Here is a 17,782-nt window from a genome sequence, read left to right as displayed (position 1 = left end):
CTGCACTAAGAGCAGTATTACTCACTGTAGGCAACCATGAGCACTGAACTCACCATCACGCCCATTGATAAACAGCTGTTTCAATCTGAGCAATGTCGCAATGGCACTCCACACTCAAAACTACTGTTTGTACCAATTGAGGGCACTTCGATATCATGTTTTCCAGTGCTAACAAAACAAGCGTCACTTTCTTACCTGTTGACGACCAGACTGACGCACGGGTTTACCGCCCCCATCTTGTATCAGTGGTTATCACTTTTCAGCTCTTCGCCATGCGCAGAAAGTACAAAAGATAACGCCCAACCTCAATGCGACACGTTTCTGCATACACATATCTGACAGCGACGAAATCAGTGCTCGTGTCATTCAAGACAACAAACCTCGGGTCAAGGTGGCCACAACTCACTCTGCTTCGCCCGCTTTACCCAGGACTACCCCTCTCTCAAAATGCAACCAATTTCCCTTTTTATTCAGCAAGATAAACAATGTATGATGCTGCTTCCAAAAATGAAAGCCAGAAAAATGGACAAGCAGTATTTATGAAAAAGACCATCATCAGCGCGCTAGTCACGAGCGTGTTGCTTTCCGGTTGCGGTAGCGACGACAAACAAACCACAGACAACGCCACTCCGTTAGACGTTCAAACCACCTTCTCGGCACGTTACATTCAAACATTGCCCGCCAAAAGTGATAAAGCGATGGCCTACGCGACAGAGAAAGCTCCAGCAGCAGAGCGCGCAGAGCAAACCTCGCAGGTCCGCTATCTCGGTAAGTTAGAAGTCACCAACGTCGAGAACAACGAAGAACAAGTGTTTGATTGGCCCGTGACACAAACTGTTGATGCTGAGGGCAATGTCACCACCACGTCTCATCGCGCATTAACGCTAAAACCTGGCACGTATGACTTTGCCCTGCTTTTAACCACCGAAGGGGCTAACCCGAAACAGTATTTAGCAAAAGCCCTAGGCCACGAAGTGATTGAAGGCGAACAGCCAGCGATTGAATTTATCGTCGAACCAAACCTTGGCGACACCATCACCGATTTTGATGACATTGATTATGTTTCTAAGCTTGCCTTTCAATGGCAGGCAGAAGAACTTGCCGCATTGAACAAGCCACAGTTTGGCCTTTCCGTGAATGGCAACGCAGAGCAAGTTTTTGAGATCAACAAAGAGACAGGCCTTGCGGAAATCACCATGAACGTCGAGCCGGGTGAATACTCCCTCTCGCTGCGACTTTATGATGGCGACTTAATGGTGGGTAAGAACGAAGACGATGCAACGGTGAATTTCGTTGAAGGCGAAAATGCACAAACCGACATCATCCCGCTGCAAGCTGACGTGATTTTTGAAGTGGCAGAAATCAAAGACCGCGGCAATTTTTCCTTCGCGATCCCAGATGTGCTAATTGAAGAAGTCGGCGGTGTAGAAAACCTGACGCTAAAAGCCAGCATCACCGCGCAGGGCATGTCACCGCAAGAGCGTGTTCTTGATATTCTCGATGTGAACGGCACACACATTGCACAGGATATGTTTGAAACTGGCGGCGAGAAAAACCTTGGCGTTCACCTAGAATTCTACAACACCAATGCGTCGAAAGACTTGGCAGACCTCACGCCTTTCACTCGTTGTAATACAACAGTCACGGTGGAAGCCAACCAAACCCTAGGCTGCAAACTTGAGTTAAAACGCGAAAGCATCATCACCAACCGCATCCTCGGCACCCTTCGCATTAACGCCCTCAACGAAAACTCGACACCCGCCGAGGGCGCAGACGTTTTCTTAAACGGAGAAAAAGTCGGTGTCACCGGTTCAGAGATTGGGGCAGGCACATTCAAAACCCACCTTGTCGCCGGCGAGTATCAGGTTGAAATAAGACATAACGCATCCATTGCTCAAGAAGCACTGACGCTAGCGCCTCTCGATGTTCAGAATAAACAATTAACCTTGAAAGACAGCGTTCCAGTTGGCGATGGGAATTTTGTATACAAAATGTCTGTGGAAATCCAACACTACCCAGAATATGGCATCGTCACAGAGATACATAACGACGGTAAGCCTGATTTTATTCTTGCTGGGCGAGGGAACACGCTACACATTGCGAAAGGCAATGGAGAAGGGTTTGACACTATAACAACTCAAGCAACGCCCTCAGGCATTCAAAACCTTGTCAGTGGTGACATAAATGGCGATGGTTTTTCAGATTTAGTCGCGTTAGGAGAAATGAGAAAAACAGAGGATGCGTATCATCTTGTTTACCTCAACAACGGCAAAGGTGAATTTACGCTCGCGCAGCAAATTGCAGTAGAAACCCACGTAAATACAATTGCACCAACAGGCGCATTAACCGACATTAACAAAGATGGACGCTTGGATTTAGTGGCATCAATTGGTCGTTGGGATGGAGCCGTTTTTCTGCAAGATGACACTGGGCAACTCAACCAAACGTTTGAATTTAGAACTCGTGGTGGAGACAGTTTTATTGCCGTCGATGACTTAAACGGGGATGGGTACTCAGATATTCTTGCCAGCGAAATATTGCTCAATGATGGCACAGGCACATTTACTTCTGCTGGAAACGCGCCAACTGCAGCAACAACAGACGTGGTGATGCTTGCAGACATTAACGGCGACAAACACAACGACATTTTCTTTACTGGCAAATCACAATACAGCGATGAGCACCACTTCGGAACCTTGTACGTCAACGATGGGGCTGGCGCATTCACTTATTACGGCAATGCCTCGCAACAAGGCAGCATTGCTGACATTGTTCCTGCCATTGGTGACGTAAATGGCGATGGGCTAAATGAAATTATCTCATCGGTGCAATCCGTTGCATCAGAAGACCCTGACCTGGCAGGCACTAAGTTGTTTAGAAATGACGGTTCAGGTAATTACCTCCAAACCAATATTGATGGCGATGTTAGCGCCAGCCAACACTGGCTAGTAGACATAGATAATGATACGGATCTTGATCTGATCACAACCAGCTATAACGCACTTAATATCTATCTTAACGAACCTCACAACTAACGCAGTTTTCTAATGTTATCTTCATAGATACACAACGTTTTAGATCATAAAAGGCGATGGTTTCCCCATCGCCTTTCCATTCTCAGTCAGAATACATTGCACAACCTAAGCCGAATTCCCAGTACCGCTTTCCCTGCTCTGATCTGCTCTTTCTCTTATCTGGTCCCTGCCATTTATGCCCTTCGAGCTCTTCCGCTCTCAGCAGAACCTAGGAACGCTCATCGCTCTTCCTAGGCCCCGGTCTTAAGCCACTTCCATCAACGGCTCTTTCCCCATGCACTGACGGATTTTCGCGGTTATACGGAAAATATGGTTAATTGTTGCAAAATACGCAGCAAACAACGCCATAAAGCCAATAAACATCGCGGTTTCACCTACTTGGTGCACTTCACCAAGAATGCCGATCGCTGCAAAGCTCGCGGCTAAGCCACAGATCACCACCAAAGTCATACGCGACGACAAACCTATTCGTTGAAAAATATGATGTAAGTGCTCACGGTCAGGCTTAAATGGCGAGTGCCCTTTACGAACACGACGTACCATAATGGTCGCCATGTCCATCAACGGAAGCGCAATAATCCAAAGGGCTGCCACTGGGCGAATGGTGTCCGTGTGCTCAACTTGCGAGGCGCGGATCAACATCCATACCACGGTGAAGCCAATCAACATACTGCCCGCATCGCCCATAAAGATTCGAAAACGCTGCCCAAGAGGAATACCCAGGTTCAACAAAATGTAAGGCACAAGTGCCGCAATCATCATCACGCAGTTCGCTGCCAACATATTCTGACCGCCCCACCAAAACATAATCGCAAGCGCACCAAAAGACACAGAAGCAAGCCCACCGAGCAAGCCATCGATACCATCCACCATATTAAAGGCATTGATGGCACCGATGACCGCGATAATGGTTACGGCATAGCTCACCCAATCAGGCAAAAATAATGGCACGTTACCGGCGATGCTGCCTAAGCTTTCGAGGCTCAAATTCGCCACGAAGATCATTGCTAGCGAAATACCGGCCTGCACAAACAAACGTACTTTAAAGCTGATATCAAATTTGTCGTCCAAGACACCAACAACAATCAATACCGCGCCACAGAAAAGATAAAGCACATCATCGGGTGTTTTATCGATGTAGATAAGCGATGCCAACAACACCGCAATATAAATGGACACGCCCCCAACAAGCGGAACCGCACCTTTATGGTGCTTACGCTCGTTCGGTTTATCGACAAGACCAATTTTTTTCGCCACCTTTCGCAGAACGAAAAGCAGCACAAAAGACAACAAAAACGTTGTTAAAATAGCCAATGACATAAGGATTCAATTTTTGGTTATGGAGGGTAGCCTAGCCTCAGAGGGTGAGGGTTGGCGGGAGTTTGTAAAACAGAGATGGTGCTAGGTACGAGATACGAGATACGAGATACGAGATAAAATACTCTGCACTTTCTCGCATCTCGAAACCTGTTATCAGCTATGCTGATAGATATTCTCAAAACAATAATTCGTCGCTTCAATAAACCCTTCCACACTGCCACAGTCAAAGCGCTTACCGTCAAACTTATACGCCAACACACAACCGCTCTTCGCTTGTTGCAATAGCGCATCCGTAATCTGAATTTCGCCGCCTTTGCCTGGTGGGGTATTTTCAATAATGTCGAAAATATCTGGCGTCAGGATATAACGACCAATGATCGCCAAGTTACTTGGTGCTGTGCCTTGTTCTGGTTTCTCAACCATGTCAGTCACGCGCATCAAGTTATCGGTTAACGCCTCACCCGCAATCACACCGTACTTGTGGGTTTCATCCGCAGGCACTTCTTCAACGGCAACAATGGAGCAGCGGAACTGCTTATACAGCGCCGCCATTTGCGCCAACACGCCTTGCTCTTTGTTAATGCAAAGGTCATCCGCCAACACCACCGCAAATGGTTCATCACCCACCAATGCACGACCGGTCAAAATTGCATGACCTAAGCCTTTCATTTCATGCTGACGAATATAAGTGAAGTTAGCCGAATCAATTACATCGCGGATATCGTTCAATAATGCTTCTTTGCTGGTGCCTGATATTTGATGTTCCAATTCGTAGTTCTTATCGAAGTGATCCATCAAAGAGTGCTTACCACGGCCTGTGACAATACACATGTCCGTCATACCGGCCTGAATGGCTTCGTCAACGCCGTATTCTATTAACGGTTTGTTAACGATAGGCATCATTTCTTTCGGCATGGATTTGGTTGCTGGTAAAAAGCGTGTCCCGTAGCCAGCTGCGGGGAATAGACATTTTTTGATCATCTTTTGTTCTCTATCGGGCTTTCTTGTATGCGAACTTCATCGCTGAGTCGGGCAATATGTGGAAAGCGAGTCTCGATAATATGAGTAATGTAGACTTAATCGATATTCGGCGAAGCTTCACCATATGATAAAGCCTAACTTTGACTTCACTTAGAGCCTTACCAAAGCCCTTTCGTCGTTTGATAGTATTTTCATTTAGACGATAGTCGAGCAACACCTCTCTAATATTAGAAAATCTGTAGCCTTTGGAGAGTAGCTCAAACCATAGCGCCATATCCTCTGTAAACGATGTGTTTGTTGGGTATCGAACACCGGATTCGAAGACTCGAGCTCTAAACATTACTGTTGGGTGGATAAATGGACAACGAACAATACTAAAATCTAAAAGATCTTCATGACTTTCGGGCAGATGTTTTTCATCAAGAGCAAATGAAGCACCAAACTCTTTGCATGAGGTTCCACATACATCTACTAACGGATTAGCTTTTAAAAATTCGACTTGGCGGTGAAATCTCTCACACCTAGAAACATCATCCGAGTCCATTCGAGCAATATATTCATAACTATCAATACTAAGTACCTTATCGATAAGAGTGTTAAGGCCAACTGCCAAACCTCTATTTTCCTCAGACTCGTACAACGTTATATTTTTGTTTTCCACCAATTCCAAAAGAAATTGGTTAAGTTCAAAAGGAACCACACCATCTCTGTACAAAAAAAGATGAGCGTTTTTATAACTCTGTTCTAAGATACTTTTAACCGCGACTTTCATATCTTCAATATTATCTGAGCGATATACACTCATAATAACCGCGACTTTTGACATTCCTCCCACCCCTCAATCTAACCCAAACAAATCACGGGTATAAACCTTAGTAGAAACATCCGCCAATTCTTCCGACATACGGTTAGAAACGATCACATCAGATTTCGCCTTAAATGCATCAATACTGACTATCACTTCAGAGTTGAAGAACTCTTTTTCTTGAAGTACAGGTTCATACACGATCACTTCTATGCCTTTGGCTTTGAGGCGCTTCATGATGCCTTGGATAGAAGAAGCGCGGAAGTTATCGGACCCAGACTTCATGATCAGGCGATAGATACCAACGACTTTTGGATTCTTACGAAGAATAGAATCAGCAACGAAGTCTTTACGAGTTGTGTTGGCATCTACAATCGCATTGATTAGGCAGTTAGGTACATCCTGATAGTTTGCGCGCAACTGTTTCGTGTCTTTCGGTAGACAGTAACCACCGTAACCAAATGACGGGTTGTTGTAGTGGCTACCAATACGAGGGTCTAAACCAACACCCTCAATGATCTGCCGAGTATCAAGACCATGAGATTCGGCATAAGAATCCAGTTCATTGAAGTAGGCCACACGCATTGCAAGATATGTATTTGAGAATAATTTAACTGCTTCTGCTTCGGTTGAATCTGTAAATAAGACCTCAATATTATCTTTAACTGCTCCCTGTACTAAGAGATTTGCAAAAACTTTAGCACGTTCACTTCGTTCACCAACTATGATACGGGAAGGGTAAAGATTATCGTAGAGTGCTTTGCCCTCGCGAAGAAATTCTGGTGAGAACAAAATATTCTCACAACCTAATTCTTTTTTAATACGCTGGGTATAACCCACAGGAACAGTTGATTTAATCACCATTACCGCATTTGGATTAATCATCATCACATCTTGGATAACAGACTCTATAGTTGATGTATTGAAGAAGTTGGTTTCCACATCATAATCGGTGGGCGTAGAAATGATGACAAAGTCAGCATCCTTGTAGGCTTCTTTCTTGTCAGTCGTAGCATAAAATCTAATTTTTTTTTCTTTCAAAAAACATTCAATTTCTTCATCTACAATTGGAGAAATTTTATCGTTTAGTAACTCAACTTTTTCCTTAACAATATCAATGGCAATAACTTCATTATTTTGAGCTAACAGCATCGCATTGGAGAGTCCAACATATCCAGTCCCAGCAACTGCAATTTTCATTACTTATCCTTGGTTTCACAAACGATTAATTGGCTAACTAGATCGAGTATCACTCTTTCATCATATCTATTTACATCCATATACTCTTTGCTGATTATTTCAGACATATTTAAATCTCTTATGATACCAATAGAAATAGGTTCCAGTTGAAATTCTTCTGTCAGTTTCAAATTACTACAATATATAGGCTTCTTTGTTGCCATTGATTGATATAATTTCGCAGGAGATACTGTATTCATGAAAAAGCTATTTGTATAAGGAAACAAAATAGCTTTCGATCTTGATATGTAATTAGATAAGAGTTCTAAGTTAGGTGTTGCCGAAATAAAGGTTATATTCTCATGTTCTGAAAAATTAAATCTTTGAAATGACACTATCAAAACTGAATACTTTAGTGATAAATTTCTAATAAGATCAACATCTATATCCTGATGAATTGAGCCATAATATATGAAATCAAATTCATTTTCGACGGAGATTATTTTGTAAAACTCTTTAGGAACTGGGGGTGGCACGAGGTAGAACTTACCTTTTTTTATTTCCGAATCAAAAATATTATATATTTCTTCACCATCAGCGAGCCTATGCAAAACAGTTTCATTATCACAAAAAACCAATCTAGATTTATTCACCAAATCTATTTCATAATCACTATTTCTTTTATGATATGATTGCATATGACTATCATGCACACAGTAATAAACTATATCATCAAATCTTCCAAGCATCAATGACAATGCCTTGCTAGGTAAAAATGTAATTACCGTTCCTTTTTTAGGAACCTTTTTACTCTGGAGTGAAATAATAATTAAATTAACAAAATCAAAAAAACAACTCTTTGATGGTATATTTATAACGTTAATTATGTTTTTATATTTTTTCCGGATAGGATCGTGATCAGATTTAGCATTTTTTCTCACTTTAGAATTTATGCTTTTTCTTACCAAAAAAATAAATTTTAAAATTATTTTTTTAATGTATTTTATTTTTAAAGTATTCATTAGAAAACGCTGAAGAAAAAAAACTTCTACTTCATCATTATTATTATCATGAATATTCCTATACAACATTTGATTCACGTGCTGATAATCAGAGTATGAAATATCACTTAATATACTAATTTTTCTCTTCATTTCTTACAACGGCCTTTAAAATTTTCCCGCACTTATCAAGGAATATATAGAAATAGAGGTTTACAAAAACTCTTACTATAAAATCTGATTTGGTTTTTCTGATGAGTTTGTAGACATTCATCTCGCCGAAAATCAATTGTAGGTTAGCATCTTCGATTAACTCTATAGCGTTGACTCTTCTGTCTCGCAAACCACCTGCAACAATATTCCAAAGTTTATATTTTAGCCTCCCTCTATCAATATGATTAACATATCTTACCCAGAAACCGAAGATAGATTTATAGTTAATAACTGGTTTATTTGATGTTCTCTCACGATAAAAAGTAGTATACACATCTAAGTAATTTACTTTAATATCTTCGATTAGTAGTGCTTCAGATAGATATTGATAATCTTGATGTCGACGTAATGTCTCATCAAATTTCAATAATTCTCTAACTTTTTTAGAGAATAAAAAAGAATTTGTTTGTGGCGGAGAGTAAAGAAGTATATTGCAAGGATGTCCAACGACATTTTTATAATCTGTGACTTCTCTCCTATGATATGCACAGCCTCTGATTTCAGTTACATTTGAATAAACAAAATCGCTATCAGTCTCAACTGCAAATGATAAACTTTTTTCTAAATGATCATTCTCCCAAAAATCGTCAGCATCCAGTAAGGCAATATAATCTCCAACCGATCTTTCAATTCCAAGATTTCTTGAGAATGCTCCATTTTTATTTTCCTTATTCCTGTATAATTTAATTTTATTATCATCAAAACCTTTCAATATATTAATTAATATATCACTATCAGAAGAGAAATCATCTATTAGGATTATTTCTAAAGGTTTTAATGTTTGATTTAAAACACTATCTATACAGGTTTTGACAAATTCAGAATCATTAAAATATGGAATTACAACGCTAACTCTCATAACTCTCACTTATATTTATTATCTATTTCATAGAAATAAGGAAGGCATTCTCTACATATTAAGTCTTTTTCTTCCTGCCAGACGTCTAAATAGTAAAAAGGCTCTAAACTATACATTGGATACTGGTAATAAAATAGTTCTGAATTAAAAACCCAATTAACATTTAGCATTAAAAATAGAAAAGCAAGGCAAGAGAGCTTTACAGCCACGGGTTGATTTTTTATTAAAGAAAAGTAATAGTAGCCTAGAAAAATTGAAAATATGGGCATGTAAACCCTCATTCCTAGACCTGGAAACATTGAAAATGCTAATAGGAATGATAGACTAACAAGAATAAAACAACTCTCATTAGTGGTGGTTTTATTTTTCCATCGATAGTATATCGATAAAAATATCAGTGGGTAAAAATATAATAATGCTTTTAGAACTTCAGAAACTGTTCTATCTATATGTTCATCAGAACCTAAATATCCTAGAATGAAGTTAAATTTACTTAATAGCGGAACATTAAAAAACAAGCCCATCTTTGATATAGAGAAAAAAACAAATGACATCAATAAGAATGCAAAACTATATTTGAAAACGGATTTTAAACTTTCAACTTTAAACATCAACCAAAGAAAGGGGAAAATAACCACTGTCGAAAGGTGAAACAAACTCCCAATTAGTAAAAATAGGCATCTGCTTGATTTCTTCTCTGAGAACAGGGCAAATAAAACAAAATAACTTGCATACCCTTGTCTCATAAGATGTAGTTGTTGCGGCAATTTATAAAGGATAAATACAAAAGAAAATAACAATAGCATTTCTTTTTTATTAAGCTTCTTTTTAGATGATACATATATAAGAAGAAAAATAAGCATAGAAATATTTAATAAAGAGTGCCAGAATTTAAATATATATGGATAATTACCATCAATAACAAAAGTTAAAAAATAATTTATTAAGGGCAACCCGAATTCTAAACCGAATTCGTCAAAAGCAATACCAACATCACCATGATTCATATTGACGAAGTTATTATAATAAGATGTAAAGTCATCAGAAGAGACTAGAAAATTCGGAATAGACAATACATACACAATTAATGCCATAGTAAATACAATTAGTGAAAATGAAAACAATTCACCATTGTCTTTATGATTTGAAGCACCAATTAATATTAGAGAAAAACCAGAGGAAATTAATAATATATATGGAGAAAATGATAACAGAATAAATAGGACAGCCACTATAAAATAATAAACAATTTTTTTCACATCAACCTCTTTTCCTAATTAACTTTACTGGAACTCCTCCATATACCGCATCACTAACTAGTAAATTTTTATTAATTACACTTCCTGCTGCTATAACGCAACCTGATGGTACATCCCCCATAATAACGGAGTTAACACCAATCCATATATTGTCTCCTAACTTTATTCCTGGCAAGACCAATAATGAGTCATGGAATTTAACATCGAGCTTATCTATTTCATGGTGATTAGAACCGCTAAGCAGAACAACATTTGATGCGATTATCACATCATTGCCAACACTTGCTAGGCTTAAAACACTATACTCTTCTATACTACATCGATTACCGATAGTAGTTTCAGGATAAACGATATAAGCACCGAAGTGAACTTTTAGATCTATCCCGCACGCAAGTAATGTTTTCTCATAAAACTTTTGCCTAACGGAGTAACCGAGCTTGCCTCGAATCAAGGATAGAGATATAGCTATGTCTTTATAGTTAAACCCCAATTTCCACTTGAAAATATAAAAAAGCGAAATAACAAAAGAAACTTTATCTATAAAAAACTTTATAATAATCATGATTTTAATATATATTTGACTGTGGGGTTAAAATATTAAACTCTAAACAAAACTTTCAAGTCTCTGAAATTACAAATTTTAAAATAATTAATTTGCTTGACAGCTATCCATCTTGTTTTTTCTGACCAAATATTCCCGACAACTCCCGAGTAAAATTGAGATGCAACGGTTGCCACTGCGGCTCCATAATAGCCATAGCTTGGTATCAACATAATATTTAGCAATAGGTTTATTATCATCGCAATTACAACTCGTTTCATTCTATACACTTGTAAATTTTCGAATGTGAGAATTTTCGAACCTATAGCACCCAAACCTGAAAATAGTGTTCCAACAACTGTTATTAATAACAAGTTTCTTACATCATAGTATTCATTACCCCATAGAATATCAACAATAAACCCCATGAATATATATATAGAAATCCACATTAAAATAGATAACCCTACCAATACTCTTGACAAAGCCTCAATATAACCATAATTCAGCTTGTTATTATTAATCCATTTAGGATAACTACCATTAATTAAAACTTGAATTAACAAGTTTACGGCCATTAACACTTGAGATTGTATAGAGTACATAGAAACTTGAGTGTAATCTCTCATTAAACCAAGCATAACTTGGTCCATTTTATAATATACCACAATTGCAAGGCTTGATATTGTCATAGGTAAGGACTTAATTACGAGTATTTTCACTACCTTCTGATCAAATCTAAATTTTGGTTTAATCCCCACAAAGAGAACAGTTAGAATTAGTGAAAAGGAAACCTCTACCGAATACACTATGACCATCGAAAATATATTGATATATTCTTCATTGTAAAATATATACACTTTCACTAGGACGAATAGAAAAGTACATAAACTAGAACAAAATGCATTTATTCTGTTTTTGGATATTGCATTATTCAATATTTGATATATCGAAAGCATTGAAAAGAAGTTACTAGTTACTAATATTAAAACCATGCCTGAATTATAACTATCGCATGTATATATAAATAAGAATGTACACGCTAGAATGAATAGGTTTGCTATTAATCTAATGCTTAATACATTCCCAATTATTATATCAGTTCTTCCTTTCTTTCTTGACACTAATTTTTGATAGCAATAATCATCCAGCCCTAGTAATGCAATTGGTAAAAGTATAGTATTTATTGCGATGTAGAATGAGTATTCTCCATAACCTTCAACACCAAGCGTTTTACTTGCCACTACGCTTGTTAGTAGAATTGACACAACTTTTGATATTTTATCTAAACCATACCATGATATATTTCTAAGCATTTATGATATTCTTTATGGATTGGGCGTTAAAACAACAACAAATTATTTTCGTTTATATATTACAGATATAAACCCAAGAAGATTGTAGCATTGCAAACATATATTAGATTAGCCAGCCTGAATGAAAGTTAATATTGATATTAGCTTTCATTCATCAATCGCTGTAACTTAGTTATAGCTGTCATTTATAGCTGTAGTTGTAATACCCGTATGCTCCGCCACCGTAAGCATTGCTCGCTTTACGTTCCACGGCATTCAAAATAAAGCCTTTCACTTCAATGCCTGCTTTTGCAAAGCGTTCGTTCGCCACTTCAATTTCTTTTACTGGGTTTTTGCCAAAGCGACCTACCATTAAAGTTGTACCTGCATGTGCACCAATGATTGATGCGTCAGTAACTGCAAGTACCGGTGGTGTATCAATGATCACCATGTCGTAGTTCGCTTGGGCCCATTCAATAAACGCGGTGAAGCGCGGATGCATGAGTAATTCAGATGGATTCGGCGGGATCTTACCGCGTGTTGTTACATCTAAGTTTTCAACGCCACTTGGTTTGATCACATCTTGCTTCTCAGCTTGGCCTGATAGGTAATCAGACAGGCCGATGTCCCATTTCACCCCGAAGTGACGTTGCATGTAGCCTTTACGCATGTCGGCATCGACAACCAGCACTTTCTTGCCGGTTTTGGAGATAACTGCCGCCAAGTTTGCAGAAACGAAGGATTTGCCAATGCTCGGGCTTGGGCCTGAAATCATCAGAATGTTGTTTTTCGCTTCCATCATGGCGAAATGCAAACTAGTGCGTAGGCTGCGTAGCGCTTCTATTGAAAGGTCTGCCGGGTTTGCTTCTGCCAACAGTGCTTCTTTCGCCGGTAAACCACGGCTTTTCTTCACTGCTTTTTCGATTTGTGTCTGCAAATCAGACAGCGGCAAACTTGCATAAACAGGAATACCAATGGCTTCAACATCGTCTGGGTTTTCAACACCTCGGTTGAATGCCGCTTTCAGTAGTGCAATACCCACACCCAGCATGCCGCCCAATAAGGTCGCCAATACTGCGATTAATGGTTTTTTCGGTTTCACAGCGCGTGAATACGATGCCGCTTCATCAAGAATACGTACGTTACCGACAGTGCTAGCTTTTACAATGCGCAACTCTTGTACTTTGTTTAGCAGTTGCACGTAGATCTGTTGATTGACTTCCACATCACGCATAAAACGCAGCACTTCGCGCTGTGTCTTTGGTAGTTTCTGCGTTTGTTTAGTAATGCGGTCTCTTTCTTTTAACAGTGTGTCTCTTTTATCGAGAAGCGCGGTGTACACTGGGTGTTCTTTGGTAAAGCGCTGACTGACTTCGCTTTCCTTGAACGTCAGCTCGTTAAGCTGCGCTTCCAGTTTTACCATCACATCTAAGGTGGCTTTTGCTTCTAGGCCCAAATCCACTGATTCGTTTTCTTGACGAAAAGCGTTCAGCTGGTCTTCTGCAACGGTGAGTTTGTCTTTAATACCTGGTAGGTTTTGGTTTAAGAACGCGAGGCTTTGCTCCGCTTCGGCGGCATTGCGTTCAACGTTCTGCAAGAAGTAGTTGGTTGAAATGTCGTTGAGAATAGCTTCGATCAACGCACGATTTTCGCCTTCGAACGAAAGCTGCAACACGCCACTTTGCTTGCCACGCTCACTCACACCTAGGTTTTGCTGAAGCCATTGAATGGCATCTAAACGGCTACGCTTTTCGAGCGAGAAACTGTCGCCCTGCTCTGCTTGTAGGTCACGCACCATAAGATTAAAACCGTTTGATTGCGTATTTTCGCCCACGTTGCCTTTCAGTAGTTCGCGGCCATCTTGGTTTTCAATAACGTATTCTGTACCCGCTTCGTTGGTGATGGTTAGTGTATACGTTTCTTCCATAGAGTATTCAGGCACATCAAAGCGCGCAATATCGATCATTGGCTTCGAGTCTGTTATTCGCGCTAGCCCTTTACCGATGAACGGAAAGTAGTTCGGTGCAACGACTGTCGTCAGGTTAAATTTGTCGGCGGTTTTGCCCAACACCATACGAGATTTGATGATTTCAATCTCTGTGGTAGAAGAAGACTCACTCGCGAATAGCTCACCCATTTCCCCCAATGCTGGCATGCCGCTACTTTTTTGTTCTACTTGGATTAACGCATCGGCTTTATACACCGGCGTTGCTAACAATGCATACGCAACACCCAACACCGCAAATACTGCTGTCATTGAGACGATCATCCATCGCGCATCGATCAGAATGCCAAACAGTTTCCCTAGATCGATTTCGTCCGAGTCTGTCGTTCGTGTTTGATGAGAGTGAGTTACAGTCATAAAAATATTTTCTCAAAAGGCTAGGAGTAAGAAATAACAGGAAAAGCGAGTGTCGAGATATCTATTGACTTTAAATCTTCTTCAAATCTTCTTCGCCCAAGCGTTTGCGGCTTCTTCTATTAGCATCCATGCGTGATCGAATGCTTCTCGGCTTTGTCTGTGTGGATCTGGGATGTCTTTTTGTCCGATCCATTGTCCGAATAACATGGTTTTACCACGTGCTTCGGGGGCGATGCTGCAAAGGGCGTCAATATGGCCTTTTTCCATGACTAGGATGAGGTCATATTGTGATGCTAACTCTGCGGTTAGCTGTTTTGCGACATGGCCTTCAAGGCTGATCCCGTGTTCTGCGGCCAACGTGGTGGCGGTTGCATCTGCAGGTTTGCCCGTTAAGTGGCTTTTTTCAACCGCGATGCCGGCAGAATCGATTTGTTTGTTTGGTAGCAAGCACTTAAGTAAGTGTTCGCCTGTCGGTGAGCGGCAAATGTTGCCGACACAAACAACCAAGATTTTTTGAAACATTCGTAATACCACTTTCCGAGTTTTAGTTTGTGTTGTCCGCCACTAAGCAAACAGCCAGAGGCGACGACTTCAGCCGTTCTCAGGATTGGTCGCCATCTCGTTCATAACGTGTTTGGCGCACTTAAATCGCTTTTCGATTTAAGGCCAAGTTTTCACTCTTAACGCGCCTTCGGTGAGTTCATTAAATCCTGTAATGGTTGGCAACAACTGGCGGATCACACGGTTCCAACGGGTAATAGGAGCCGCCGTAACATAAACAATATCGTATGGCTGCAACTCAAATTCGGTGCCAAGCACTAATGCAGCAGCGTCTTTAATATCCAGTTGATAGATTGCGGCAATCTTCTCGACTTGCTCCTCAATCGGTGTTGTTTCTTCGCTTATGGATTTTGGGCCATTTGTTTCTGTTGTTTTTGTCGCCGCAACGTCGTTCAGCGCCGTCTGCTTTGTCTGATTGTGATGCGCTTGTTGTTCCGTTTGTTTCAATGCTCGAATAACAAACACGCCAGTTGCGTCAGCTTCTAGTTCACTAATGCCACCAACTGAGCTCAGTGCTTCGGTTAGGCTCATGCCTGCGCGATCAATTTTTAGTAGTTTGGGGTCGTTGACTTCCCCCATCACAAACACTTTCTGGCCGTCGTTACGAGGAACATGAACAATGTCGCCCGGTTGCAATAAACGGTTTTGTGTCAAATCGCCGCGTTGCATGAGCGCATAAAGCGACACAGATTGCTCTTCGCCGTTTCGGGTTAGGCTGACATTACGCCAATCTGAATCTTCCCCTAGACCACCAGCATTATTGATGGCATCTAGCAATGTCATCGGGATATTGGTAATCGCTTGTTGCCCTGGCTTGTTCACTTCACCCGTGATGTATGTTTTTTGCGATCGAAAAGCGGCGATATTCACATCTACCTGCGGGGTTTCGATAAAACGCGCTAAGCGTTTGGCGATGTCGTCTCGAATCTCCATCACCGTTTTGCCTTCTACCAGCACAGTACCAATGTACGGATAGAAAATGGTGCCATCGGCATGAACCCAGTTCCCTGATTCACTCGAACTGCGGTATGAACCGGCAGGAATGGTAAGTTCTGGGTGATCCCAAATAGTGATATTGAGAATGTCACCTGGGCCCACGCGATACTCGTAACGCGCAATTTGCAGCTCTAACACTTCATTCGCTTGGGCTTGAGCATGCGGGCGTCGGAATGAAGTCACACTGGACGCTGTTAACGGATAAACATCAATTAACGTATTGATGTCTTTTTGGTCATCCTGTTCTGTCGTCACAAGATTCTTGTCATTAACAGAAAGGTGACTTCCGGGCATAGCACACCCTGCCAAAGATGTGGTGAGCAAAGTCCCAAGTAGTATTTTCTTTGTAATATCCATGATCTTGATAACAACTTATTAGTAATGCGACTTAGACATAAGTTAGACGCTATGAAAGTTAATTTGATTTTTGAAAAAACTCTGCGAAATAGGGTTCGAAACGAGCTAAATGCAATCAAACGCTAGAACCTAGCATGCCATCACGTCAGCAACGGGCATTTTTTTTCAATCAAGCGTAGATCTGCGACAAAATGTGAGCTTGCTTCAAAGCCCTTTCGTCAGCAATTGGATACGCTACCGCCCGTGGGTGTCGCTCCCAAAGTACGCAAAAATTCAAAATGTACTGCTAACAAAGACTAGCTCTGGCAGGTTAAATCTCTGATAGGTGCGATTAAGCACTGATTTCATTCCATTTATTGCTATTTAGGGGTAATTTCGCCACAAGGTGGCACCTAACAAATAGATCATATGGATTAAAAATGAGGCGGGAGTCTATCATTTTAGGCAAAGAAGAATTAATCCAAATTTACTTTTTTTGAATTAATTGTCTTTTATTTGAGCAGATGATTTTAAGTCTACAATTCCCCTAACAACCGGGACACAACCAACCTCGTATAATTTGAATTGATAGCAACAACCACACCACCAAAAATACTATTAATAAGCAAGTCACTTACAAATCAGAAATAGAAAGCGATCAATTGACCAAACCCTTTAACAATCCCATCTATCAAGTCAATGCATACGTCACTTTCAGCACAAACAGTTAAACGAACAACGGGCGTTGGCTCATTCAGGCAGTATTCGTACCATTCACCCGAATATAAACAAGAATTTGACAGCCAGTAAAACCGCTGCTAACAAAAATATAACGACAGTTAGACGGCGATAGATGCACTTTTCCTTCAATACCGTAAGTCCGCACGATCACGCCATTCACTTTAATAGCAGGGGAGAAGGTGTCGACAACTCACGGAAATAACCCAAGCAAAAAAAGATGAGAAGTTTATAGCTTTAATGGCATTGACTAAAAAATAAATATAGCGAACTTTTTGTGAGGTCTTTATTGAAACCTAGC

General features: G+C 40.4%; 13 protein-coding genes. 1 reads left to right on the top strand and 12 read right to left on the bottom strand.

Translation table 11 applies throughout. The features are described from left to right. Positions 1 to 539: 539 nt before the first annotated feature. A complete protein-coding gene (locus Q365_RS0119335; protein WP_162176382.1) occupies positions 540 to 3,035 on the top strand; it encodes an FG-GAP repeat domain-containing protein in 2,496 nt (831 codons plus the stop codon). 243 nt (positions 3,036 to 3,278) lie between these two features. On the opposite strand, the gene wecA is transcribed toward Q365_RS0119335, so the two are convergent. From wecA to Q365_RS0119275, 12 genes are all read right to left on the bottom strand, one after another. Beyond that, positions 3,279 to 4,355, bottom strand: coding sequence for a UDP-N-acetylglucosamine--undecaprenyl-phosphate N-acetylglucosaminephosphotransferase (gene wecA / locus Q365_RS0119330; protein WP_028024890.1), 1,077 nt, complete (start codon positions 4,353 to 4,355; stop codon positions 3,279 to 3,281). Positions 4,356 to 4,508: 153 nt separating this feature from the next. Next, entirely contained in the window at positions 4,509 to 5,336 is an 828-nt protein-coding gene (gene galU / locus Q365_RS0119325) for a UTP--glucose-1-phosphate uridylyltransferase GalU (RefSeq protein ID WP_028024889.1), read from the bottom strand. A 10-nt stretch (positions 5,337 to 5,346) separates the two neighbouring features. After that, entirely contained in the window at positions 5,347 to 6,162 is an 816-nt protein-coding gene (locus Q365_RS0119320) for a glycosyltransferase (protein ID WP_028024888.1), read from the bottom strand. A gap of 12 nt (positions 6,163 to 6,174) precedes the next feature. Then, entirely contained in the window at positions 6,175 to 7,341 is a 1,167-nt protein-coding gene (locus tag Q365_RS0119315; protein WP_028024887.1) for a nucleotide sugar dehydrogenase, read from the bottom strand. Then, positions 7,341 to 8,474, bottom strand: coding sequence for a glycosyltransferase family protein (locus Q365_RS0119310; protein WP_028024886.1), 1,134 nt, complete (start codon positions 8,472 to 8,474; stop codon positions 7,341 to 7,343). Before Q365_RS0119310 ends, Q365_RS0119315 begins: the two co-directional genes overlap by 1 nt. Then, entirely contained in the window at positions 8,458 to 9,393 is a 936-nt protein-coding gene (locus Q365_RS26180) for a glycosyltransferase family 2 protein (RefSeq protein WP_051563834.1), read from the bottom strand. The genes Q365_RS0119310 and Q365_RS26180 overlap by 17 nt, the downstream gene beginning before the upstream one ends. Positions 9,394 to 9,398: 5 nt before the next feature. After that, positions 9,399 to 10,652 (bottom strand): EpsG family protein, encoded by a 1,254-nt coding sequence (locus Q365_RS0119300; protein ID WP_028024885.1) that lies wholly within the window; start codon positions 10,650 to 10,652, stop codon positions 9,399 to 9,401. A gap of 1 nt (position 10,653) precedes the next feature. Continuing rightward, positions 10,654 to 11,214: an acyltransferase gene (locus Q365_RS0119295; protein ID WP_051563833.1), complete on the bottom strand. Its 561-nt coding sequence runs from the start codon at positions 11,212 to 11,214 to the stop codon at positions 10,654 to 10,656. Between the two features lie 35 nt (positions 11,215 to 11,249). Beyond that, complete coding sequence (locus Q365_RS0119290; protein WP_028024883.1) at positions 11,250 to 12,509, bottom strand: flippase; 1,260 nt, start codon at positions 12,507 to 12,509, stop codon at positions 11,250 to 11,252. A 181-nt stretch (positions 12,510 to 12,690) separates the two neighbouring features. Beyond that, the gene (locus Q365_RS0119285) at positions 12,691 to 14,850 is read right to left on the bottom strand and encodes a polysaccharide biosynthesis tyrosine autokinase (protein ID WP_028024882.1); all 2,160 of its coding nucleotides are present in this window, start codon (positions 14,848 to 14,850) and stop codon (positions 12,691 to 12,693) included. 81 nt (positions 14,851 to 14,931) lie between these two features. Then, complete coding sequence (locus Q365_RS0119280; protein WP_028024881.1) at positions 14,932 to 15,372, bottom strand: arsenate reductase/protein-tyrosine-phosphatase family protein; 441 nt, start codon at positions 15,370 to 15,372, stop codon at positions 14,932 to 14,934. A gap of 138 nt (positions 15,373 to 15,510) precedes the next feature. Further along, a complete protein-coding gene (locus Q365_RS0119275) occupies positions 15,511 to 16,764 on the bottom strand; it encodes a polysaccharide export protein (protein WP_028024880.1) in 1,254 nt (417 codons plus the stop codon). Positions 16,765 to 17,782: the final 1,018 nt, after the last annotated feature.

It is taken from the genome of Enterovibrio calviensis DSM 14347 (genome assembly GCF_000621165.1).
GTDB classification, from domain to species: domain Bacteria; phylum Pseudomonadota; class Gammaproteobacteria; order Enterobacterales; family Vibrionaceae; genus Enterovibrio; species Enterovibrio calviensis.
The sequence above is the reverse complement of the archived record's forward strand: the minus strand, read 5'-3'. Positions and strand labels throughout refer to the sequence as shown.